The organism is Flavobacterium sp. CSZ (assembly GCF_015350725.1).
Lineage (GTDB): Bacteria > Bacteroidota > Bacteroidia > Flavobacteriales > Flavobacteriaceae > Flavobacterium.
Map to the genome: position 1 here is coordinate 57,359 of NZ_JADKPQ010000011.1, position 22,285 is coordinate 79,643.

Here is a 22,285-nt window from a genome sequence, read left to right on the forward strand (position 1 = left end):
AAACATAAAAATAATGATACAACTTCACGATAAACAATTTGTTCCATTTATTTCGGCCAAAGAAATTGATTTTGCTTTGACCAAATTAGTAGCTCAGGTAGAAGATGATTTTGGAGACGATACTCCGATTTTTATAGGGGTTTTGAATGGTGCATTTATGGTCGTTGCAGATTTTTTAAAAAAGTATAAAAGTAATTGCGAGGTTTCATTCATCAAAATGGCATCATACCAAGGAACCGAAACGACTAATACCGTAAAGGAATTAATTGGAATCAATCAGGATTTATCCGGCAGAACCGTAATTATCATCGAAGATATTATCGATACAGGAAACACGATCGAAGAATTAAAAAAGATGTTTAAAGTACAAAATGTAAAGCATTTTAAAATTGCAACCTTGTTTTTTAAACCGGATGCGTATAAAAAAGACATTAAAATAGATTACATCGGAATCAGGATTCCAAATAAATTCATCGTGGGTTACGGACTAGACTACGATGGTTTAGGCAGAAATTTAGCCGAAGTATATAAATTGGCAGAATAATTATAAACACACACACACAACTATATATTCATTTAAAACTTCTTATAAAAAACAGAAGTAACAACACTCACTCATATTATGATTAATATTGTTTTATTTGGAAAGCCAGGAGCAGGAAAAGGAACTCAGGCAGAATTTTTAAAAGAAAAATACAAATTAACACATCTTTCAACAGGAGATATTTTTCGTTTTAATTTAAAAAATGATACAGATTTAGGTAAAAAAGCAAGAGTTTTTATGGACAACGGAGAGTTGGTTCCTTGCGAAGTAACCACTGCAATGTTAATAGACGAAGTACAAAAACATCCTGATACAGCAGGTTTCTTGTTCGATGGTTACCCAAGAACATTAGATCAGGCACAAGCTCTGGATAAATTTTTACCAACAATTGGGTCAAGTGTTACTGCTACAATCGCATTAGAAGCCGATGATGAAATTTTGGTGGCGCGTTTGTTAGAAAGAGGAAAAACAAGTGGAAGAGTTGATGATCAGGACGAAGAAAAAATTCGTGTCAGATATCAGGAATACAATGAGAAAACAGCTCCACTAATTGGATATTATAAAGAACAAAACAAGTTTTATGCCGTAAACGGTATCGGAACTATCGAAGAAATTACAGAGCGATTAACGTCAGTTATAGATAATTTGTAGAAGCTTTTTCCAGCTGTACGTTTCAAGTCCTCACTAAAAAAACTATTTTTCTATACCATAAAACGAGCTTCCTCCGGTCGCTGTTTTCTGGCAAGAAAAATTAGTTTTTTTAGCTCCGGGCTTTTCTCTTCCATCTGGGCTATGAAATACCGAAGTTGCAAATTATATTAACGAACTATTAAATAACGAATAACCCTCAAATTGGAAATACTAATAATATTTTTTCTAATACTATTAAACGGAGTTTTCTCTATGTCTGAAATTGCACTTATTTCAGCAAGAAAAAATAGACTCGAAACTGCCGCAAAAAAAGGAAATAAAAGTGCCAGGATTGCCCTCGATTTAGCCAATTCGCCAAACAAGTTTTTATCTACGGTACAAATCGGAATTACCTTAATCGGGATTTTGACAGGTATTTATAGTGGTGATAAAATCACGGTGGATGTAGAAACATTTGTAAGCGGATTTGCTGTTTTAAAACCCTATGCACATTCAGTTGCAGTTGGGATTGTAGTTGTAGTCTTAACATTTTTCTCATTAGTTTTAGGAGAATTGCTGCCAAAACGAATCGGGTTAAATTATCCTGAATCGATTGCAAAAATGGTAGCAATGCCAATGAAGATCATTTCGATTATTACAGCACCATTTATTTGGCTGCTTACCACTTCGACAGATTTTTTACTGAACGTTTTGCAAATTAAACCTTCAGCTGACGGAAAAGTAACCGAGGAAGAAATAAAAGCCATTATCAAAGAAGGAACAGAAGGCGGAGAAGTTCAGGAAATCGAACAAGATATCGTAGAACGTGTTTTTCATATTGGTGATCGAAAAGTAAATTCATTAATGACACACCGTAAATCGGTAGATATGTTGCCTTTTAATGCTGATAAAGCCAAAATAAAGGAACTTGTTCTTATGGATTTGCATACCGTTTATCCCGTTTACAGAGATAATTACGATGACATTGTGGGTATCGTAACCCTAAAAAATATATTTGCCAACATCGAAAGTGATCACTTTGATTTAGGAGCAATAATGACAGATCCTCCTTATTTAATGGAGCAGACAACAGCTTACAAAGCATTAGAAAATTTTAAGAAAACCGGAGTTCATTACGCTTTAGTTTCTGATGAATATGGTGTTTTTCAGGGGATTATTACTTTGAATGACATTCTTGAAGCTTTAGTTGGTGATGCATCTGATTTTTATAAAGACGAATTTCAATTGGTCGAAAGAGAAGATGGCACATGGCTGGTAGATGGACATTATTCATTACACGATTTCCTAACCTATTTCGAGTTAGACGAATTGACAAATGATTACGAAGTAAATACCGTAAGCGGAATGATTATGACCGAGCTTTCTCATATCCCGAAAGAAGGCGAAAAATTAATCTGGCAAAAATTTGTGCTGGAAGTCATTGATATGGATGGCGTAAAGATTGATAAAGTGTTGGTGAAAGCACTTAAAGAGTAAAGAGAATAAATAGTTTTCAGTCGCAGTATTCAGTCGCAGTTTGCACTGAAAGCGAGGCTGAGACTGAACTAAAAACAATAGAATTTAGTAATACGATTTAGAGCAATCTAAAATCCAAAATCTAAAATCTGAAATTAAAAAAAATGACAGAAGGAAATTTTGTAGATTATGTTAAGATATATGTTTCTTCCGGAAAGGGAGGAAAAGGATCTACACATTTACATAGAGAGAAATTTATTGAAAAAGGAGGCCCGGACGGAGGTGATGGTGGTCGTGGAGGACACGTGTATTTAGTAGGGAATAAAGGTTTGTGGACATTATTTCACTTAAAATTTGCTCGTCATATCAAAGCCGGTCACGGTGGAGATGGAGGAGGAGATCGTAGTACAGGTGCTGATGGAGAAGATAAATTTATCGAAGTACCTTTAGGAACAGTCGTAAAAGATAAAGAAACAGGAGAAACCTTATTCGAAATTACCGAAGATGGTGAAAAAAGAATCCTTTCAAAGGGAGGAAAAGGTGGTTTAGGAAACTGGCATTTTAGAAGTTCAACCAATCAAACACCAAGATACGCACAGCCAGGTTTACCGGGTGTAGAGATGGATGTGATTCTTGAACTTAAAGTTTTAGCCGATGTAGGTTTAGTAGGTTTTCCTAATGCAGGAAAATCAACTTTATTATCTGTATTGACTTCTGCAAAACCAAAAATTGCCGATTATCCTTTTACAACCCTAAAACCAAACTTAGGAATTGTAGCGTACAGAGATTTTCAATCTTTTGTAATTGCAGATATTCCGGGTATTATTGAAGGTGCTGCAGAAGGAAAAGGTCTTGGACATTATTTCCTGCGTCATATCGAGCGAAACTCAACATTGTTGTTTTTAGTTCCTGTTGATACACCGGATATTAAAGGAGAATATGATATTTTGGTTAACGAATTGACCAAATACAATCCTGAAATGTTAGATAAAGAACGTCTTTTAGTAATCTCAAAATGCGATATGCTGGATGACGAACTTAAAGCCGAACTGAAAACAGAATTAGATGTTGCTTTCAAAGATATTCCTTATATGTTTATCTCATCAGTTGCCCAACAAGGTTTAACTGATTTAAAAGATAAGCTTTGGAAGATGTTAAACGACTAAGAAAGATATTTAAAAAAATAGAAAACCCGACATTTTGATTGTCGGGTTTTTGTTTTTTAACGAAAAAAAGCAAATGATCTCAGATTAATTTCCAGTTAAGCGAAGAAATTATAGTCCGAAATTTTTAGAGATTCCAATATTAAGGGTTTTTCCAAAGTTAAAACCTAAGCGCTCTTGTCTTGGATCATTCTTACTATCAAGGTTGTCATATGTAATTCCTCCAATAGAAAAGTTTAAGCCAAAACCTTTTGTCATATTAATGAATAATCCAGGGGCAAAAGATGCATACACCCCCTTTTGCATTTTTAGAGAAATATTTTGATATGCTGCTCCCAAATCTGGATAAAATGACAATAATTGAGAAAACGAAGTTGAGTAACGCATAAAACCTCCAATTTTATAATTTTTGGTTTTTTCAGATCCTTTAACATCTAAAGAACCAATAGCTCCTTTGAGCACCAATTGTCCAGTTATCGGCAAATTGATATCCTACTTTTGGAGAAATATCAAAATTAGTTGCTTTAGAATATCCAATTTTTTCCTGAGTCAAATCCAATATTACCTCCTAATAAATTTATTGAATATTTTGACTGTTTTGTTTCAGATTTTAAGAGTTTTATAGAATAAGAATCTGTAACTAATAATATATTTGTTGGCTTTATGAAATTATGAATTTCGTAAAATTGTCTTAAAATGTATTCTGTATCTTTTGGTTTTGATGACTTGTGCTATTTTTTGTTGCGAAAATGAATTATATTCGCATCACTTAAACAAAATAACATGAAAAAAATAGTTTTATTCTTGACCATGTGCCTAATGGCTCTTCCTGTAAAAGCTGATGAAGGAATGTGGTTTTTGATGTTTATCGAAAGATTGAACCATAGAGATATGGAGAAAATGGGCTTGCAACTTACAGCCGAAGAAATTTATAGTATTAACCACCATAGTTTAAAAGATGCGATTGTGCAATTCAACGGAGGTTGTACTGCTGAGATCGTTTCTAAAAACGGTTTGGTTTTAACTAATCATCACTGTGGATATAATGCAATTGCTGAACTTTCTACAGCTGAACAAAATTACCTGAAAGACGGTTTCTGGGCAAAAGAGAAAAGCGCCGAAATGAAACCAAAATCATTATACGTTCGTTTCTTTGTTCGTATGGATGATGTTTCTAAAAGAATTTTATCAAAAGTAAATGATACAATGACTGAGACTGAAAGAAACAAAATCATTCAGCAAGAAATCAATTTGATTGAAAAAGAAAATAACGAAGGCGGAAAATATACTGTTTCTGTTCGTCCTTTCTTTCAGGGAAATGAGTATTACTATTTCGTTTACCAGGATTATACCGATGTGCGTTTGGTAGGAACTCCTCCTGAAAGTGTTGGTAAATTTGGTGGAGATACTGATAATTGGGAGTGGCCACGTCAAACGGGAGATTTCTCTATGTTTAGAGTATATGCCGATAAAGACGGAAATCCTGCAGCTTACTCTAAAGACAATGTGCCTTTGCAGCCTAAGCATTACTTACCAGTAAGTATTAAAGGAGTGAAAGAGAATGATTTTGCTATGATTTTGGGATATCCTGGAAGAACAAACCGTTGGATGCCAGCTGGCGGAATCGAGCAAAACATAAAGTATGCATATCCTGCATGGGTTGAAGGTGCAAAAACCGGAATGGATGTAATGAAAAAGTATATGGACAAAGATGCAACAGTTCGTTTGCAATATGCGTCTAAATATGCTTCGACTGCCAATTACTGGAAAAACCGTCAGGGAATGATCGATGCCTTAACAAAAGCTGGAACAGTAGATGTTAAAGCGGCACAAGAAGATAAATTCTACGAATGGGCAACTAAACCTGCTAATAAAGAAAAGTACGAAAATGTAATTCCTACTATTAATGAGTATTACAGATCTACAAATTTAAAAGCAACTCACGACAATTACTTAATGCAACTTTTGCGTACTTCAAGTTATGCAACAGGGCCAGCAAATTTAGGAAATGCTTTGATTGCTTACTATAACGAAAATGAGGCTAAAAAAGCAGAAATGTTACCTAAGATCAATGCAATGATTGATAACATTTATGGTGAGTTTTATGCGCCGCTTGAAAAAGATATTTTTGCAGCACAATTGAATTTATACACTTCTAAAGGTGCTGAATATGGTTTAGGTACGCAAGTAGCTAAAATGAAATCAGAGAATAATGGTGATTTTACTGCAGATGTTGCAAAAGCAACTGAGATCAGTTATTTTACCACTAAAGAAAAAGTATTGGCATTTATGGCTAATCCGAAACCATTAGCAATTGTACACGATCCCTTGTATATTATTTCTAATGATTTGATGACAAAATACCGTGCGAAAACTGATGATCAGGCTAAAGCTGATGACGGTTTTGCAACTGCTTTCCGCGAATTGGTTGAAGGTTTAAGAGAATCAAAATTAAACACAATTCAATACCCTGATGCCAACTCTACTTTGAGATTGACTTACGGAAAAGTTCGTGCATTACCTGCAGATCCAAGAAATGATGCTACAATTAATAACTATACTACTATGGAAAGTATGGTAAAAAAATACAAAGCAGGAGATCAGGAATTTGATTTACCAAAACGTTTGTTAGAATTGAACAAGAAAAAAGATTTTGGACAATATGCTGATAAAGCAGGATATATGCCAGTAAACTTTTTGACAGATAATGATATTACAGGTGGTAACTCTGGTTCACCGGTTCTTAACGGAAAAGGAGAATTAATTGGTATTGCTTTTGACGGAAACATCGAAGCTATGGCAGGAGACGTTATTTTTGATCCTAAATTGCAAAGAACAATCAACGTAGATATTCGTTACGTACTTTGGATTATCGACAAATACGCTGGAGCTAAAAATATTATTGATGAATTGACTATTACAAAATAATCTCAATTGATTTAAAAGTAAACCCGACAAGTTTTTAAAGCTTGTCGGGTTTTTTTATGACTTTTATTTGTAAAAGAATGTCATCCTGAGCGGAGTCGAAGGCTCGTGTGTCGGGGAGGGCTTCGACTTCGCCTGCCTGACACAAGTTGAAATTTTGGAATTTGGAATTTATTTTTTGGAATTTTATTCCAAGTTGTTAATTCACTTTTACACGTATCCCTTTTGTATGACTTGAAAATTCAGGAGCATACATACTTTCAATTGTAGTGATTCCGTTTGAGAATTCGCCGCTGTTGTTTACACGAATATCATATTCTATTACATAAGTTCCTTTATTGATGCTGTCAAAGAAAAAATGAGTTGCAGCATCTTTAGTGCTCATATAATATCCCAATCGGTCTTTGTATTGATACTGTGAAAGTATATTTACAGGTTCAAAACAGGAAGCACGCATATCTTTAAGATGAACAAATTCCATGTCTTCTTTAGATTTTATAACTAATCTTACCGTAACTAAATCACCTGTTTTTAGAGGATTGTTGTTTGTGATTTTTTCTAATTGATCGCCTTTAATCGAATTTTTCTTTAGATATAATTCCTTTGAAACAGATAATACCGCAGCTGAGTTACTTTTAATTTTATCCAAATCTTCAAAATATTGCCAATAAACGCCACCAAAGCCAGGAACTTTCGATTTGTTTTCAATTTTTATAGAAGCCATTTCTTTTTTGATTTCATCTGCTTCCCAGTTCAGTTTAATGTAACCGGTTTCAGCTTCTTTTTCGTTCTCGGCTAATTTTTTGGTTAGGATTTTTTCGTTTCCAATTTTAATGATGGTATTGTCTTTCACACTCAGCCAATCAGTGCCTTGCATCAATAAAGCATAAACCGCTTCTGTGGTAGATTTTGTAGTTGGCCAGTTTTTGGTTTGCTTGTTTTTTAATAGCCATACTTTCATCGCATCTACAGATCTGGTATCGTGATTCACTTCGGCGAAAGCCTCAATCAATAAAGCGTGAGTTTCTATTGGTGCCTGATACCAATAATAACCTGCTTTATTGGCAATCCAGTACATTCCCCAATCTTCGTTGTTGGATGCTGTTTCTTTCAGGCTTTCTATGATTTTTTTAGCCGATTCATTTTCTCCAAAACGGTTTAAAGTCAAAGCTGCCAGTCCTTTTTCGTAAAGAGAATATTTTAACCAGTCTTTTTTAGCCGTTTCTAAATACAATTTAGTTGCTTTTTTCAGCGTATCAGAAAGAGGATATTTATCTAAATAAAAACTTCTGGTATACAGATAATGCAAATCAGAATACGGATTTACCCATATTAACTTATTGGTTGCTTTTACGTTTTTGGTCTGGTTCTTATAATATTCCAAAAATTTATTGTCCAGAAACGGAATACCAGTTTTGGCAATGGCATTAATTTTCGCAGCATTATCCTGAGATTTATTCAATTTTGATAAATGACCTAAGCCGGCTAAAATATGGCGTGTAATATATTCGCTTTAAGAACTTCCTCCAAACCATGAAAAGCCTCCTGATGGTAGTTGTTTTTGTTTTAATTTTTCGAAAGTGGCCTCCTGTGAGGTTTTCATTTTTTCTAAATCAAACAAAAGGGCAAGATTCCTTTTCTTTTCATCTTCGCTTTCGGCATCTTTCAGCCAGGGAGTTTCAGCCAGAATGATTGATTTTAGTTCTTCGTTTTCTTCTAATTTCGAATTCAGTTTTCCGTTCTTTCTCCAATTTTCAAAAATGGTTGCGATTTTCGGATTGCTCGAAATGATTTCTGAAGCCAAGGCATTGGCATAAAAACGGGCGAAAGTCTGTTCTGCACATTCATGCTCATATTGCATTAAATAAGGCAAAGACTGAATCGCAATCCATGAAGGATTCGATGTGTATTCAAACGTAAGCTGATGATTTTTTAAAGTTGTTGAAGTATTGTTTTTTAAATTCTCAAACGTATATTGTTTAGTAGCATTCTCGCGAACCCAGATAGGAATACTTTCAGTCACCAACATATTATTAGTTAAAACCGGAAGTATATTTTCTTCCCCATCAGAAAAATTACCTGACTTGGCCAGGATTTTATATTGAACCCCTTGTAAACCTTCAGGAATATAAATGGTCCAAGTCGCCGTTGTGTTGCCAAAAGCACCAACAGTAAAGTTTCTTACGTTTTTTGCGTTTAGCATCTTGGCATCGATAGGCTGCATGGTTACGGCATCGAAAAATTGTAAAATGGCGATACCGGTTTTTGCCTGATCTGTTATATTCGAAATTTTGGCAGAGATCACAATCGTATCTTTTTCTCTAAAGAATCGTGGGAAATTTGGTAGAACCATTAATTCCTTTTGTGTAATAACACTTTTTTCTAAATAACCGGAAACGGCATCTTTATTATGTGCCAATAAACGAAGTTTCCAGGCGGTTAAAGCTTCCGGAGAAGTAAAATTAAAATTTACTTTTCCTGTAGAATCAGTTCTTAAATTTGGAAGGAAGAAAGCCGTTTCAGAAAGATTTTTTCTGGCTTTTACTTGGTTTAAGGCTTCTAAGGCTTTTTTGGTTGTGATGATGATTACGCCGTTTGAACCTCTGCTTCCGTAAAGTGCTGTGGCTTTTGGTCCTTTTAAAACATCTATCGAGAGAATATCGTTTGGATTGATATTCTTTATATCGTTCGTAATTTCTCCATCTACAACATATAAAGGAGTTTCGCCAATGTTATTATTGCCTCTTATTACGATTCCTCCAGCTCTTCCGGCTAGAGCTTGTGGAGCAGCAGTATTGTAAACAGTATTATCTTCCTCAACAACTTCTGAACTGACAGATTTTAATTTTACAGTGGCAGCAGTGGTCAAACTTCTCTTAGTTGTTTTGCCATATCCTACAACAACAACTTCTTCCAAACCATTTGCGTCGTTCTCTAAAACAACAGTGATATTTTTTTGATTCGTTATTAAAATAGTTTGGCTTTTTGAACCAATATAACTAAAAACAAGTTCTTCTGTTGTTGCGGCTTCAATTTCGAAATAACCATCAAAATCTGATGATGTGCTTCTTTGAGTTCCTTTTATTGTAATTGCAACTCCTGGAAGAGGTTGGTTCGATGTATCAGTTACTGATCCGTAGATGATTTTTGCATTTTTAGGTTTCTTCAGTTTTTTAGTCAGTTCTTTTTGATATTCTTTTTGAATGTAATAAGCTCTTTGGTCATTATTAAAATCAAATCCAAACCACATTAGTTTAGTGGTTTCGTTATTAAGCTCTATACGTCTGTATGAAGAGTTTAGATTGCTTATAGAAGCATATATTTTATCAAAACCTAAGCGTGATTTTTTATTGTTTTCGTTGCTGTTATAATCATAAAAACCAAGGATATTCCAGTTTTTTGTCGTGAATTGATCCAGTGAGCTATCGTACATAGATGCTAAAACTTCGGCCTCTTTTTTTGTATTTATCGCGTTCAGTTTAAAGGACCAGTTTTCGCTGCTTGCGGGTTGGATTTTGTTTCTAAAACTTTCTACGCTGAATTCTAATTTTGAAGATGTGTCTTTTAAGGCTACTTCGATCTCATTATTAAAAGTTTCATTTTCGAATATACTTTCAAAACCAATATTTAGTGTTTCTTTAAATTCTTTTTTGATCGGAATTTTAAGTGTTATTTCGTTGTTTTGAAGATGATAAGTTTCCTGCGAAAATATTTCACCTTCATAATTTCCTGTGGTTATAATATAAAGTTCAGGAATAACCGATGTAATTTTTAATGTTACAAAACCATCTTTTTTAGGATCTGCATTTATTTGATTAATTTTTAATAATTTATTAGTATCGAATTTGTCTTTGCTTTGAATAAGTTCAAAATTCAAAACGTTTTCGATTGTATTTTTAAAAGTATCTTTTGCTGAAAAAACAACTTTATAATTCCCGGATTTATAGTTTGAAATAAAGTCTAATGCCAGAGATTTGTCTTTTTGAGTATCTATATCTTTAGTAAACACTAAAATTTCCCTGATACTATCTTTTGTGTTTTTATTATTTTCATATGGAAATAATTTCTCGAATTCCTGATCAGATATCGTTTTGATTTCAGGTTGAGGAAATACTCTCTCTTTAAATTTATTCGAAAATGGACTTATATAATAGATCTTGATTTCGCCTTTGGCAGCTAAAAATTCACCATTTAAATTCGTGCTCGATAGTTTGATTTGATTTTTGTTTTTGGTCTCTATTACAGCAGAAATAGAGGCGGTAAGAACTAAATCATGATAACCTACTTTTACAGTAGTTTCTGTGTCGTGGCTCTCACCATTAATATCGGTTACATTGGCTTTTATACTATAATTGAAAACAGGTAGTTGATCTTTTTTACTGTTTTTAGAAGGTAAGGCAACAAAATCAATAATGAACTTACCTGAAGCATCGGTTTTAGTTTCGCCAGATGCTATAATTTCATTATTGTCCTGCGCATAATAATTTCTATAATAACTTGTATATCGGGTTACTGTGTAAGTTACTTTGGCATCAGAAATGTTGCTTCCTGCAAATGCTTTGGCTGTTCCTTTTATTTTAATCGGTTGGTTAACCTGAAAACTTTCTTTTTTAGGATCAAAAGTCACTTCAAATTTAGGACGTTTGTATTCTTCGACTATAAATGCGAGTTCTGAATTTTGAAGATCTACATGATCCCAAAATGGATGGTCATCTTCTTCTTTGTCGTAGATGATATCTTTTTCATAATCAATTGGTTCTTCAGCTTTGATTTTGAAACTACCTGTAAGTCCGGTTTTTGGTAAGTCAAATTCGCCGGAGAAAGAACCAAATTCATTTGTTGTAATTTCAAATTCTTTGAAGCTTTTGTCATTGACATCTTCTACAATAATTTTGAAAGAAGTATTGGGCGATATTACGTTTTTATTTTCTTTTTTATAAAATGCGATTCCTTTGTAATAAACAGTTTGTCCGGGACGATAAATAGCACGGTCGAGATAGAATTCTACTTTACCATCTGAATCCTGATCGTTTTTATTATTCTTTGCCAGATATTCAGAGTTATAATTGATGTAATTTTTATTTATTGAAAGTGTGTCATTTTCTGTCGATACAATTAAATTTTCATAATTATAGTTGTTGAGTTTTTGACTATTGATAGCTATTCCGTTATTATCGGTTTTAATAGAAAATGATGGAGATTTAATAGTTACATTTTCTACTGGTTTTCCGGTTTTTCGATAAAGAACCTGATATGTTTCTTTTGATGCTGTTTGAGATGCCAAGACAGATAAGTTTGAAACGGAAAGGGTTTCATAAGAAAATGCTTTTTTATCTTTTAAATCTGAGTCACTTTCAAAATAAACCAAATAAGAACCTTTTTCTAATTGCGGTAAAAGAACCTCTGTGGTATATTCGAAAAAATCTTTTTTATCTAAAAGTGGGTAAGTTGTACTTTTGAGAGGTTGTGATTTTTCGACAATAGAATTCCCCAAACTATCTTTTTTATAATTTGATTTTTTAAATTCATTAAGCTGATTCTGATTGATTTTATAAAATGAGATTTTTAATCTTTCTACATTTTTATAACGAAGTAAAGCTCTGGTATTTTCGTTTGCATAAGTGTATTGCTGAAGTTGAGCTTGTATGCTTTTGTATAAAATGTTTTCTTTTTTTTGTATAGCTAATTTGTATGCATTAGATCGATTGTTAACCTTTATAATACTGTCTAAAGTTGCAAGTGCCTTAATATTGTAATCCGGATGAGTTTTTTTTGATGCTTTTTGAATTAAAAAAGCAGCTTTTTCCAAATGTATTTTTTGAATTAATAAATCATCGGTTGTGTTTTTTTGTAGTTTATTTAATAACGAAAAATAACTGTCTTCCGTATCTACTAAATTGGTTATGGAAAATTGTATGCGTTCCCATTGATGTTCTGTAGATGGATTGTTTTTTTCTTGTTTTTGGTATAATTTCAAAAGCAAGCGTAAATTTTCATTAGATACAAAATCAAAATTCAATTCTGTAAAATCATTTGAATTTCCTAAAAGTTGCTCTTTAATAGATATAAAATCATTTTTTTGAATCTCCCATTGACGGATTTTTGAGGTATAAATGGTTATGTTTTCCTTAATAACATAATCATACAAAGTTTGCTTTGTGAATTTTTCTAAAGTAGGATAATCAAAAATCGCCTCATATTTTGTTAGTGATTTATTGTTTAAGATTGCTTCATTTTCTAATGTTTTGCTTAAAGTATTATTAATTTGAGCAATAAAATTATTTTCTGTCCAGGTCAAAAAATCGCTGTCAGGATCAGTTGTGTTGGTTCTGCTTTTAAGTTTGTAATTATTTCGGTTTAAATAATTATTCAAACATTGAGCATAAACCAAATTCAAAATGGCTTTTGATGGTATAGAAACACTATTGATATCTGTTTTAAGATTGTTTAAAATTTTGGTTTGTGCATTTTCATCAAGGACCTGCAAATATTTAGATTGATAAAAAAAGCTTTTTATCATTTGTGCTTCATCTTTATTCGAAACTGCTTTTTTGTAAATTTTATCAACTATTTCATTCGCTGATTTAACTTTCCCTTCGTTTTCAAAGTCAATAACTTTAGCCCAGTTTTTATCATTTTGTTGCGCAAATAAGACCGTTGAGAACAATAAGAAAATAAATAATATATTTTTCATAAGTAAGTTTTAGAATATAGAGAGTAGTTTTTTGATAAAGGTTGGGATGCAGATAAAATAAATTTCGTACAAATTACTAATTTATCTTCAAAACCAAATGTTACGTTTTATATTTCCCTATTTTTGAAACATGAAAAAACTGCTTCTCTTTTTTTTATTTGTACCAATTTTTATTTGGTCACAATCTAATTTTGAAAAAGCAGAAAAGCTATATCATGCAAAAAAATATGATGAAGCCCAGGTTGTTTTTGAAGGAGTTTTAAAAAGCAAACCTTTAGATGTAAAAACAATTGAGTATTTGGGAGAAATTGCTGCTCATCAAAGATCATGGGTAAAAGGTGCCGAATATTTCAAAAAACTGAAAGAATTAAAGCCTACAGAAGCTGATTATTTTTATAAATATGGAGGCTGTCTGGCCATGCGGGCTATGGAAGTGAGTAGGTTAAAAGCTTTGGGAATGGTTGGTGAAATGAAAGAATCATTCGAAAAAGCTATTGTTTTAGACCCTAAACACATTCCGGCCAGATGGGCATTAATCGAAATATACTTGCAGTTGCCGGGAATTTTTGGCGGAAGCGAATCAAAAGCGATTTTATATTCAAATCAGTTAGCGCAATTATCGCCCGTTGATGGTTATTTATCAAGAGGAAGAATAGATGTTTATTTTAAGAGATATGCTGCAGCCGAAAAAAACTTTATAAAGGCTCATGAAATTGGTAAATCAAAAACCACGTTTCAAAAATTATATAATTTATATTTGAATAATCTAAAAGACACTAAAAAAGCTAGAGAATTAAAACAAAAATTTGAAGCTTAATAAGATCAAAATTGAATTCTGTTTAATTGGAATTTGGAATTAAAAAATTGGAATTTAAATGAAAACACATTTCATCGCCATTGGCGGAAGTGCCATGCACAATTTAGCATTAGCATTGCATAACAAAGGATATCAGGTAACAGGTAGTGATGATGCTATTTTTGAACCATCAAAATCAAGATTAGAAAAAAAGGGAATTTTACCTGCTGAATTAGGTTGGTTTCCTGAAAAAATAACCGCCGATATTGATGCTATAATTTTAGGAATGCATGCAAAAGCGGATAATCCGGAATTGCTAAAAGCGCAGGAATTAGGATTGAAAATTTACTCATATCCGGAGTTTTTATACGAGCAGTCTAAAAATAAAACGCGTGTTGTTATTGGAGGTTCTCACGGAAAGACAACTATTACTTCGATGATTTTGCACGTTATGCATTATCATAATATCGAAGTTGATTATATGGTAGGAGCACAGCTTGAAGGTTTTGATACTATGGTGCATCTTACAGAAGAAAATGACTTTATGGTTCTGGAAGGCGATGAGTATTTATCATCTCCTATAGACAGACGTCCAAAATTTCATTTGTATCAACCAAATATTGCTTTAATTTCAGGAATTGCCTGGGATCATATCAATGTTTTTCCAACCTATGAAAATTATGTCGAGCAATTCGAAATTTTCATAGCTAAAATTACTAATGGAGGAATCCTGGTTTATAACGAAGAGGACCCCGAAGTAAAGCGTGTTGCTGAAGCCGCTACAAACCCTATTCGTAAATTGGCTTATGCAACTCCAAAATATAGTGTAAATGATGGAGTTACTTTATTAGAAACTCCGGAAGGCGATATGCCAATCGAAGTTTTTGGTGCACACAACTTGAATAATCTGGCTGGAGCAAAATGGATTTGCCAAAACATGGGCGTAGACGAAGCTGATTTCTATGAAGCAATTGCAAGTTTTAAAGGCGCATCGAAACGTTTAGAAAAAATTGCTGAAGGAAAAGGAAAAGTGGCCTATAAAGATTTTGCACATTCTCCTAGTAAAGTGGCTGCAACCACAAAAGCAGTAAAAGAGCAGTACCCAAACAGGACTTTGGTAGCTTGTCTGGAATTGCATACTTATAGTAGTTTAAATGCCGAATTTTTAAAAGAATATGAAGGAGCTTTAGAATATGCAGATGTTGCTGTAGTTTTCTATTCTCCGGATGCTGTAAAAATTAAGCAATTAGAAGAGGTAACCTATGAACAAATTGCAACAGCTTTCAATCGAAAAGATTTAGTTATTTATACAAACCCGGCTGAGTTCAAAGAATATTTATTTAATTTAAATCTTGATAATTCTGCTTTGTTATTGATGAGTTCAGGAAATTACGGAGGATTAAACTTTGATGATGTAAAAGGTTTAATTGAGTAGTTTTATATGAAATGGATAGAAGGACTAATGAATTAAAACAAAGAAAAAGACAGTTAAAAAATGAAATAAAACGTAGTGATAAAAAACTGTATAAGTTATTAGTTGGTTTTTCTGTTTTCGGAATTTTAAATTGGCTTTTCTGGTATAACCAGTATCTAAATGAGGGAATTCTTTGTCATATAACATTTATTTATCTACCCATGCTACTGGGGATGATTTTCTTTTATTTTAAGTTTAATTCTTTTGTTAAATATTATTCAGATACTACATCAATCCTTGATAAGATTGGCTGTTTTTTGCTTTTGTTATTAATGGGCATCATGATTTCTTTTCTTAGTTTTGGAACAGTATCTGATATTATTTATAAGTCTTTAATGGATTATTCTGTTAAGGATAAGTCAACAGTAATACAATTTTATAGCATCGACAGATTTATTTACGGAACTGGAGGGAGAAATAGCATCAATCGATTTTCAAGGATTGAATATCATGATGCAACAATGCAAAATGGTAACTTTAGCCTTAGTAAGTTTAATGGTTATGATTCGGCAGTTATTGGTGAATTAAAAAATTTGGATAACGACGAGGTCAAAAAGAAGAAATTGGTTTTGTACACCAAAGAAGGTTTTTGGGGGATAAAAAAGATTATACACTTCAATGTGAAATAATTAATATAAAGCCAATCGAAATTGCGACTGGAAAAAGAAGCTATAGACCAGGGTTTTGAAGTGATTATTTTAGAAACGCTGTACAAGCAAACAGAAGCGATTAGTTTGTACCAAAAGGCAGGTTTTGAAATTGTAGAAAATTACGAACCATATGTGGGGTTGTTAAATAGTATTTACATGAGCAAATCAATTAATACATTACAATAAATGGACGCTACTTTTTTCCGAATCTCAGAATGGTCAGAAGAAGATCGTCCTCGTGAAAAATTAATGCTTAAAGGTAAAGAGGCTTTGAGCAACGCTGAATTAATTGCTATTTTAATTGGTTCGGGAAGTCGAAATGAGTCTGCTGTAGCTTTAAGCAAAAGAATTTTATCCAGTGTCGATAGTTTGAACGCGTTAGGTAAAATGTCTGTTTCGCAATTAGTTAATTATAAAGGAATAGGAGAGTCCAAGGCAATTACAATTATGCCGCATTGGAGCTGGGTCGCCGCAGAAGGGCCGAAGATGAGGTTTATTTAATAAAAGTTACTTCTAGTAAAAAAATATTCGAAATGATGCACCCTATTATTGGTGAATTAGTACATGAAGAATTTTGGGTGCTTTTTCTTAATAATTCCAATAAGATGATTTCTAAATCCCAACCTAGTAAAGGGGGAATGACAGGAACAATTGTTGATGTGTGTCTTGTATTAAAATTAGCACTAAAAATGGCGCTACAGGCCTGATTTTGTGTCATAATCATCCCTCAGGTAACTTAGAGCCCAGTAAGGCAGACAAAGAAATTACAAAAAAACTAAAAGGGGCAGGTGAGAGTTTAGATGTTAAAGTTTTAGATCATTTGATTATTACTGAAACAAAATATTATAGTTTTGTAGATGAAGGAATTTTTTAACAGATGAACACAAATATTACCGATGTTTTTTTTGATTTAGATCATACCCTTTGGGATTTTGATAAGAACTCAGAGATGGCTTTTGATCGAATTTTTAAGAACAGATTTCCTGAAATTAAAATACAGGATTTTATAGAAAAATACGCTCCTATAAATCAGGAATGCTGGAAGCTTTATCAAAACGATAAAATTACACACTTAGAATTACGCTACAATAGATTAAAGTTTTCTTTTGATGCTTTGAATATTGAGATTTCTGATGAAAATATCAATCAAATTGCAAATGATTATATAGAGTTTTTAACTGATAATAACCATCTCTTTGATGGTGCAATTGAAGTTTTAGAATACTTGCGACCAAAGTACAGACTACATATCATTACCAATGGTTTTGCCAATGTTCAGGATAAGAAAATTAATAATGCCTTACTTTCTGGATATTTCGAGACTATAACAAATTCTGAATTGGCGGGCGTAAAAAAGCCAAATAGTATTATCTTTGATTATGCTGTAAATTTTGCTAAAGCATCAAAAGAGAATAGTATAATGATTGGTGATTGCCTTGACGCCGATGTCAATGGGGCTTTAAATGCTGGTCTGGATGCTATCTTTTTTAATGACAAAAAAATTACAGCCCCGGAAAACATAAAACAAATAAACCATTTATTAGAACTTAAAAAATATTTATAATTATGAGAATTAAATTTTTGTTGATAGCACTTCTTACCTCAGTGATTGGATTTTCACAAAGTGTTAATGATTACAAAGCAGTTATTGTACCTTTAAAATATGATTTTCTTAAAACAGAAAATCAATATAGGTTATCAACGATGACTAAGGCAAATTTAGTAAAAGCCGGTTTTCAGGCTTTTTATGCTAATGAACAACTTCCTGCAGGATTTGCTGATCGTTGTGATCTATTATATGTTGATGTAAAAAGAGATAATGGATTTTTAATAACTAAACTTTATTTAGAATTTAGAGATTGTTACGGAAAGGTTATTTATACTTCACAAGTAGGGAAAAGCAAAGAGAAAGAATATGAATCTGCCTACAGAGAAAGTCTTGAGTTGGCGTTTGTTTCTATAAATGCGCTGAATTATAAATATAACGGAACAAATGCTAATACAGCAAAAGTTACTGCTTCGGTTCCTGCAACTCCTCAAAATGTCGCAGCATCAGTAGTTGTATCGGCTCCAGTTGCAGATATCACAGACCCGAACTTATTATATGCCCAACCAACAGAAAACGGATATCAGTTAATTGACAAAACTCCTAAAGTAGTAATGAAGTTGTTAAAAACATCTCGTCCGGATTCATTTATTGCGATAAAAGATGGTATTCAGGGATCATTAAATGCAAAAGACAATCAATGGTTTTTTGAGTATTACAAAAATGATCAATTAATATCTGAAAAAGTGGTAGTGAAATTCTAAAAATAAAATACGGTTTAATACCCGTATTTATCTTTCCAACGGTTCTTTAAAAATTCGCGGTTGCTATTCTCTCTTGAATTGTTTCCCGGATTATAAAGAACCGTTTTTTTTATGGCGTCAGGTAAAAATTCCTGTTCTGCAAAATTATTAGCATAATCGTGCGAATATTTATAATCATCACCATAACCTAATTCTTTCATAAGTTTGGTAGGTGCATTTCTTAAATGAATAGGAACAGGCAAGTCTCCTGTTTGTTTTACCAATTGCTGTGCATTGCCAATAGCCATATAAGACGCATTGCTTTTTGGCGAGGTTGCCAAATAAATAGCACATTGGCTTAATATAATTCGGCTTTCAGGATAACCAATTGTAGTTACGGCCTGAAAAGTGTTATTGGCCATTATAAAAGCCGTTGGATTCGCATTACCGATATCCTCACTAGATAAAATAAGCATCCTTCTGGCAATAAATTTTACATCTTCACCACCTTCAATCATTCTTGCCAGCCAATAAACCGCTCCATTTGGATCACTGCCTCGTATTGATTTTATAAAGGCCGAAACAATATCATAATGTTGCTCGCCACTTTTGTCATACAAAACAGTATTTTGCTGAACCAGTTCGAAAACCCGATCGTTTGTAATAATTATTTCATCACCGGATGAAGCATTTACGACAAGTTCAAAAATGTTCAATAATTTTCTTCCGTCTCCGCCAGAAAGTCGGAGCAAAGCTTCTGTTTCTTTTAGTGTGATACTTTTGGAAGCCAGATAAGTATCTGTTTTCACGGCACGATGTAATAAAGCTTCAAGATCTGCTTTTGTAAAGGCATTTAGTATATAGACCTGGCAACGTGACAATAATGCAGGAATAACTTCAAAACTCGGATTCTCTGTCGTCGCACCAATAAGTGTAATCCATCCTTTTTCCACTGCTGCCAAAAGTGAGTCTTGTTGGGATTTACTAAATCGGTGAATCTCATCAATAAATAAAATAGGATTTTTTGCAGTAAACAATCCGCCGCTTTGTTTGGCTTTTTCAATTACATCACGAATATCTTTTACGCCCGAATTTATAGCGCTCAAGATGTAAAATGGGCGCTTTGATTCCTGAGCAATAATTTGGGCCAAGGTTGTTTTTCCTGTACCCGGAGGCCCCCAAAATATCAATGACGGAATAATTCCTTTCGAAATTTGTTGCGTTAGCGAACCGTTTGGTCCAACCAAATGACTTTGACTAATGTAATCTTCTAATTGCTGTGGGCGAATACGCTCGGCTAAAGGTGCTTCCATTCTGTAAAATTACTATTTCAATTTTAATTTCATAGTTAAAAAAGGGTTACAAATCATAACAAAGGGCATAAAGGCTTTAGCTGACAAATTATCAGTAAATTGTAATTGGATAGTTTTTTGATATTGTCTTTTTAACTTTATTTCCAAAAATAATGAATGATAACCAATTTAAATTTTCGAATGCCGTTATTGGTCTTCCTGTTTTGTTTGTTCTTTTTTTGTGGATTGTTTATTGGATGCAAATCCGCTTCGATTTTGATTTTTATCAACATGGTATTTATCCACGTGACTTTTCAGGTTTACAAGGTGTTTTGTTTAGTCCTTTTATTCATGAAAATCTAGATCATTTATATAATAATTCTATCCCGCTACTTGTATTATTGGCGGCTATGCAGTTTTTTTATCCCAAACAATCTTTTGCTGTTATTGCTTTCGGGATTTTATTTTCTGGTTTAATAACTTGGGTTATTGGTCGTGAAAATTATCATATTGGTGCAAGTGGATTGATTTATGTTTTGGTTAGTTTTATTTTTTTTAAAGGAATTCAAACTCGTTATTATCGCTTAGTAGCACTTTCATTATCGGTAATTTTACTTTATGGCGGAATGATTTGGTATGTTTTTCCCGATGTAGATAAGACAATTTCCTGGGAAGGCCATTTGGCTGGCTTTATTACCGGATTTGGGATGTCTTTGATCTATAAAACACCAGAATATACGAAGCCAATTGTTTACGAATGGCAAAAGCCTGATTTTAATCCTGAAGAAGATGCGTTTATGAAACATTTTGATGAAAATGGAAATTTCGTAAATACTGAAACACCAGAAGAAGAACCGGAGTATTTTTCGACTTATTATAATTCTGATGTTTCAGTTAATTATACTGTAACCAAAACAGAATCAGAGGATAAAATGTAAAGTGCAAGATTTGAATTCATTTAAATGACTATTTTGCTTATATTCTAATTTCAATTAATGTGTAATGAGAAAAAATAAACTTTACACTTGTTTTTTTATTACTCTTAATTAGTTCAAAAAACCATGCGCAATGCGATATAAAGAATCGAGTGCTTGCTGATGGTACTGTGACATACTATTTAGAGCCAGCCAATTTTTATACCACAATATCAAAATCATTAAAAATTAATATTGTAACAGATAAAGAACATTTTTTTATAGCGCTGCAGCCTTCGCCATTTCCTGCTAAAAAAGATGGCGTTAAAATTAAAGATGATTTAGGGATTCATCTTCGGTTAAAAATATTTATAAACGAAGACATTACTGTGCTTAGTACAGCAATAGCGATTCAGTGATGCAAGTGCTTTATTTAATAGATCAAAAAGATATTGAAGCTTTTTCTAAGTTTGAAGCTGTCGTAGCTGAAATTAATATGGAAGGAACAGAGTTTGTTCGTAATTATGATTTCAAATTACATAAAGGTGCTACAGTAAAACAGCTGGCTTGTTTTTTGAAAAAATATGATAAATAAAAAGTACTAATCTTCACTTGAAGCTTCGTTTTTATGATGTAACTTTTTATTCAAGTTTTTAAATAGATTATTAAAAGTAACAGTCAAAGACGCCACATTCACAATTTGATTTTCCTCGTCCCTGAGTAGGTATTGGTTGGCGTAAGTTACTTCGACTTGTATGTCGTCATTAAATAAATATCCTGCACCAAGATTTAGCCGGTTGTCAAAGAAGCTAAGGCCTGTTACTTTTGTTCCCGATTTAAAGGAGAGCTCATCTGAAGCAATTGCATAAACAACACTTTCTCTTAAAACTTTACTGTTTATAGGTTGAATGTAATTTATTTGTTGGCGATATCTAACATTATCATAGTCTTTCTCTTCATTTCGCATATGTCTCAATTCCATTCTCATTCGGGTACTTAAGGTGTAACCTGTTTTGTGAAAATAGTAAATTCCTTGTAAAGCAAATCTAACTTTGGGAGATTTAAAATGACCAATTTCCGGAACATCTTTATTATAATTGTGAGCAATGAAAGATGAAAATTTCCACCGGGGAGAAAAGTAATAATGTCCCCAAACTCGTGCAGAACGCTGTATGTTTTGTTGAAAAATATTAGAAGAAGATTCTGTGCTGCTATAAAGAGCCCCAAGATTTAATTCAGCCGACCATTTTTCGTTGATCGTCCTGTTAAATTGAATTTCATTCCAAAATTGGTTGTATGTAGTAGTTTGTCCGTATTTAATACTTGTAATCAATACAATTACAAGTATTAAACCGGTTTTCTTTGGATGGTGTTTTGTGATTAGGGTTTAAAGACATCAATTATTATATTTATTTGTCCACCTAATTCCTCAATACTA

General features: G+C 32.9%; 19 protein-coding genes and 1 pseudogene. 15 read left to right on the plus strand and 5 right to left on the minus strand.

What is annotated here, in order from left to right:
* Positions 1-13 precede the first annotated feature (13 nt).
* The 4 genes from hpt (at position 14) to obgE (ending at position 3,816) form a co-directional block, all read left to right on the plus strand.
* Positions 14-544, plus strand: a complete 531-nt coding sequence (gene hpt / locus IRZ78_RS13920) for a hypoxanthine phosphoribosyltransferase (RefSeq protein ID WP_194617136.1) — start codon at positions 14-16, stop codon at positions 542-544.
* 78 nt (positions 545-622) lie between these two features.
* Entirely contained in the window at positions 623-1,195 is a 573-nt protein-coding gene (locus IRZ78_RS13925; protein ID WP_194617137.1) for an adenylate kinase, read from the plus strand.
* Positions 1,196-1,396: 201 nt separating this feature from the next.
* Positions 1,397-2,671, plus strand: coding sequence for a hemolysin family protein (locus IRZ78_RS13930; protein ID WP_194617138.1), 1,275 nt, complete (start codon positions 1,397-1,399; stop codon positions 2,669-2,671).
* Between the two features lie 143 nt (positions 2,672-2,814).
* A complete protein-coding gene (gene obgE, locus IRZ78_RS13935) occupies positions 2,815-3,816 on the plus strand; it encodes a GTPase ObgE (RefSeq protein ID WP_194617139.1) in 1,002 nt (333 codons plus the stop codon).
* A 108-nt stretch (positions 3,817-3,924) separates the two neighbouring features.
* Here the strand turns inward: obgE and IRZ78_RS13940 are convergent, their stop codons facing one another.
* A complete protein-coding gene (locus IRZ78_RS13940) occupies positions 3,925-4,296 on the minus strand; it encodes a hypothetical protein (protein WP_194617140.1) in 372 nt (123 codons plus the stop codon).
* A gap of 300 nt (positions 4,297-4,596) precedes the next feature.
* On the opposite strand from IRZ78_RS13940, the gene IRZ78_RS13945 reads away from it, so the two are divergent.
* Positions 4,597-6,741 (plus strand): S46 family peptidase, encoded by a 2,145-nt coding sequence (locus IRZ78_RS13945; protein ID WP_194617141.1) that lies wholly within the window; start codon positions 4,597-4,599, stop codon positions 6,739-6,741.
* Between the two features lie 196 nt (positions 6,742-6,937).
* On the opposite strand, the gene IRZ78_RS13950 is transcribed toward IRZ78_RS13945, so the two are convergent.
* Positions 6,938-8,200, minus strand: a complete 1,263-nt coding sequence (locus IRZ78_RS13950) for a hypothetical protein (protein WP_194617142.1) — start codon at positions 8,198-8,200, stop codon at positions 6,938-6,940.
* 51 nt (positions 8,201-8,251) lie between these two features.
* The gene (locus IRZ78_RS13955; protein ID WP_194617143.1) at positions 8,252-13,432 is read right to left on the minus strand and encodes a carboxypeptidase-like regulatory domain-containing protein; all 5,181 of its coding nucleotides are present in this window, start codon (positions 13,430-13,432) and stop codon (positions 8,252-8,254) included.
* Between the two features lie 130 nt (positions 13,433-13,562).
* Between IRZ78_RS13955 and IRZ78_RS13960 the strand changes: the two genes are divergently transcribed.
* From IRZ78_RS13960 to IRZ78_RS13990, 7 genes and pseudogenes are all read left to right on the plus strand, one after another.
* Positions 13,563-14,249: a hypothetical protein gene (locus IRZ78_RS13960; RefSeq protein ID WP_194617144.1), complete on the plus strand. Its 687-nt coding sequence runs from the start codon at positions 13,563-13,565 to the stop codon at positions 14,247-14,249.
* Between the two features lie 58 nt (positions 14,250-14,307).
* Positions 14,308-15,663, plus strand: coding sequence for a Mur ligase family protein (locus IRZ78_RS13965; protein WP_194617145.1), 1,356 nt, complete (start codon positions 14,308-14,310; stop codon positions 15,661-15,663).
* An 11-nt stretch (positions 15,664-15,674) separates the two neighbouring features.
* A complete protein-coding gene (locus IRZ78_RS13970) occupies positions 15,675-16,331 on the plus strand; it encodes a hypothetical protein (RefSeq protein WP_194617146.1) in 657 nt (218 codons plus the stop codon).
* 21 nt (positions 16,332-16,352) lie between these two features.
* On the plus strand, positions 16,353-16,538 hold the full coding sequence (locus IRZ78_RS13975) for a GNAT family N-acetyltransferase (protein WP_228520485.1): 186 nt from the start codon (positions 16,353-16,355) through the stop codon (positions 16,536-16,538).
* Positions 16,539-17,226 (plus strand): annotated as a pseudogene (gene radC, locus IRZ78_RS13980) (DNA repair protein RadC).
* Positions 17,227-17,229: 3 nt separating this feature from the next.
* Positions 17,230-17,916, plus strand: coding sequence for a YjjG family noncanonical pyrimidine nucleotidase (locus IRZ78_RS13985; RefSeq protein WP_194617147.1), 687 nt, complete (start codon positions 17,230-17,232; stop codon positions 17,914-17,916).
* Positions 17,917-17,918: 2 nt separating this feature from the next.
* Positions 17,919-18,662 (plus strand): hypothetical protein, encoded by a 744-nt coding sequence (locus IRZ78_RS13990; RefSeq protein WP_194617148.1) that lies wholly within the window; start codon positions 17,919-17,921, stop codon positions 18,660-18,662.
* A 14-nt stretch (positions 18,663-18,676) separates the two neighbouring features.
* Here IRZ78_RS13990 and IRZ78_RS13995 read toward each other — a convergent pair whose 3' ends face one another.
* A complete protein-coding gene (locus IRZ78_RS13995; RefSeq protein ID WP_194617149.1) occupies positions 18,677-19,954 on the minus strand; it encodes a replication-associated recombination protein A in 1,278 nt (425 codons plus the stop codon).
* Positions 19,955-20,106: 152 nt separating this feature from the next.
* Here IRZ78_RS13995 and IRZ78_RS14000 point away from each other — a divergent pair, with 152 nt between their 5' ends.
* The 3 genes from IRZ78_RS14000 to IRZ78_RS26170 all read left to right on the plus strand — a co-directional run bounded on the left by IRZ78_RS14000 (position 20,107) and on the right by IRZ78_RS26170 (position 21,442).
* Positions 20,107-20,871 (plus strand): rhomboid family intramembrane serine protease, encoded by a 765-nt coding sequence (locus IRZ78_RS14000; RefSeq protein WP_194617150.1) that lies wholly within the window; start codon positions 20,107-20,109, stop codon positions 20,869-20,871.
* 167 nt (positions 20,872-21,038) lie between these two features.
* Positions 21,039-21,266, plus strand: coding sequence for a hypothetical protein (locus IRZ78_RS26165; protein WP_228520486.1), 228 nt, complete (start codon positions 21,039-21,041; stop codon positions 21,264-21,266).
* On the plus strand, positions 21,266-21,442 hold the full coding sequence (locus IRZ78_RS26170; RefSeq protein WP_228520487.1) for a hypothetical protein: 177 nt from the start codon (positions 21,266-21,268) through the stop codon (positions 21,440-21,442). The genes IRZ78_RS26165 and IRZ78_RS26170 overlap by 1 nt, the downstream gene beginning before the upstream one ends.
* Before the next feature lie 6 nt (positions 21,443-21,448).
* Here the strand turns inward: IRZ78_RS26170 and IRZ78_RS14010 are convergent, their stop codons facing one another.
* Positions 21,449-22,180 carry a DUF2490 domain-containing protein gene (locus tag IRZ78_RS14010; protein WP_228520488.1) on the minus strand — a complete coding sequence of 244 codons (732 nt, stop codon included), beginning with the start codon at positions 22,178-22,180 and terminating at the stop codon, positions 21,449-21,451.
* Positions 22,181-22,285 lie beyond the last annotated feature (105 nt).

Coding starts and splice junctions, on each gene's coding strand:
- IRZ78_RS13925 (WP_194617137.1), top strand. CDS start 623: ATGATTAATATTGTTTTATTTGGAAAGCCAGGAGCAGGAAAAGGAACT.
- IRZ78_RS13965 (WP_194617145.1), top strand. CDS start 14,308: ATGAAAACACATTTCATCGCCATTGGCGGAAGTGCCATGCACAATTTA.
- IRZ78_RS13945 (WP_194617141.1), top strand. CDS start 4,597: ATGAAAAAAATAGTTTTATTCTTGACCATGTGCCTAATGGCTCTTCCT.
- IRZ78_RS13985 (WP_194617147.1), top strand. CDS start 17,230: ATGAACACAAATATTACCGATGTTTTTTTTGATTTAGATCATACCCTT.
- IRZ78_RS13970 (WP_194617146.1), top strand. CDS start 15,675: ATGGATAGAAGGACTAATGAATTAAAACAAAGAAAAAGACAGTTAAAA.
- hpt (WP_194617136.1), top strand. CDS start 14: ATGATACAACTTCACGATAAACAATTTGTTCCATTTATTTCGGCCAAA.
- obgE (WP_194617139.1), top strand. CDS start 2,815: ATGACAGAAGGAAATTTTGTAGATTATGTTAAGATATATGTTTCTTCC.
- IRZ78_RS13995 (WP_194617149.1), bottom strand. CDS start 19,954: ATGGAAGCACCTTTAGCCGAGCGTATTCGCCCACAGCAATTAGAAGAT.
- IRZ78_RS14000 (WP_194617150.1), top strand. CDS start 20,107: ATGAATGATAACCAATTTAAATTTTCGAATGCCGTTATTGGTCTTCCT.
- IRZ78_RS13960 (WP_194617144.1), top strand. CDS start 13,563: ATGAAAAAACTGCTTCTCTTTTTTTTATTTGTACCAATTTTTATTTGG.
- IRZ78_RS13955 (WP_194617143.1), bottom strand. CDS start 13,432: ATGAAAAATATATTATTTATTTTCTTATTGTTCTCAACGGTCTTATTT.
- IRZ78_RS26170 (WP_228520487.1), top strand. CDS start 21,266: ATGCAAGTGCTTTATTTAATAGATCAAAAAGATATTGAAGCTTTTTCT.
- IRZ78_RS13990 (WP_194617148.1), top strand. CDS start 17,919: ATGAGAATTAAATTTTTGTTGATAGCACTTCTTACCTCAGTGATTGGA.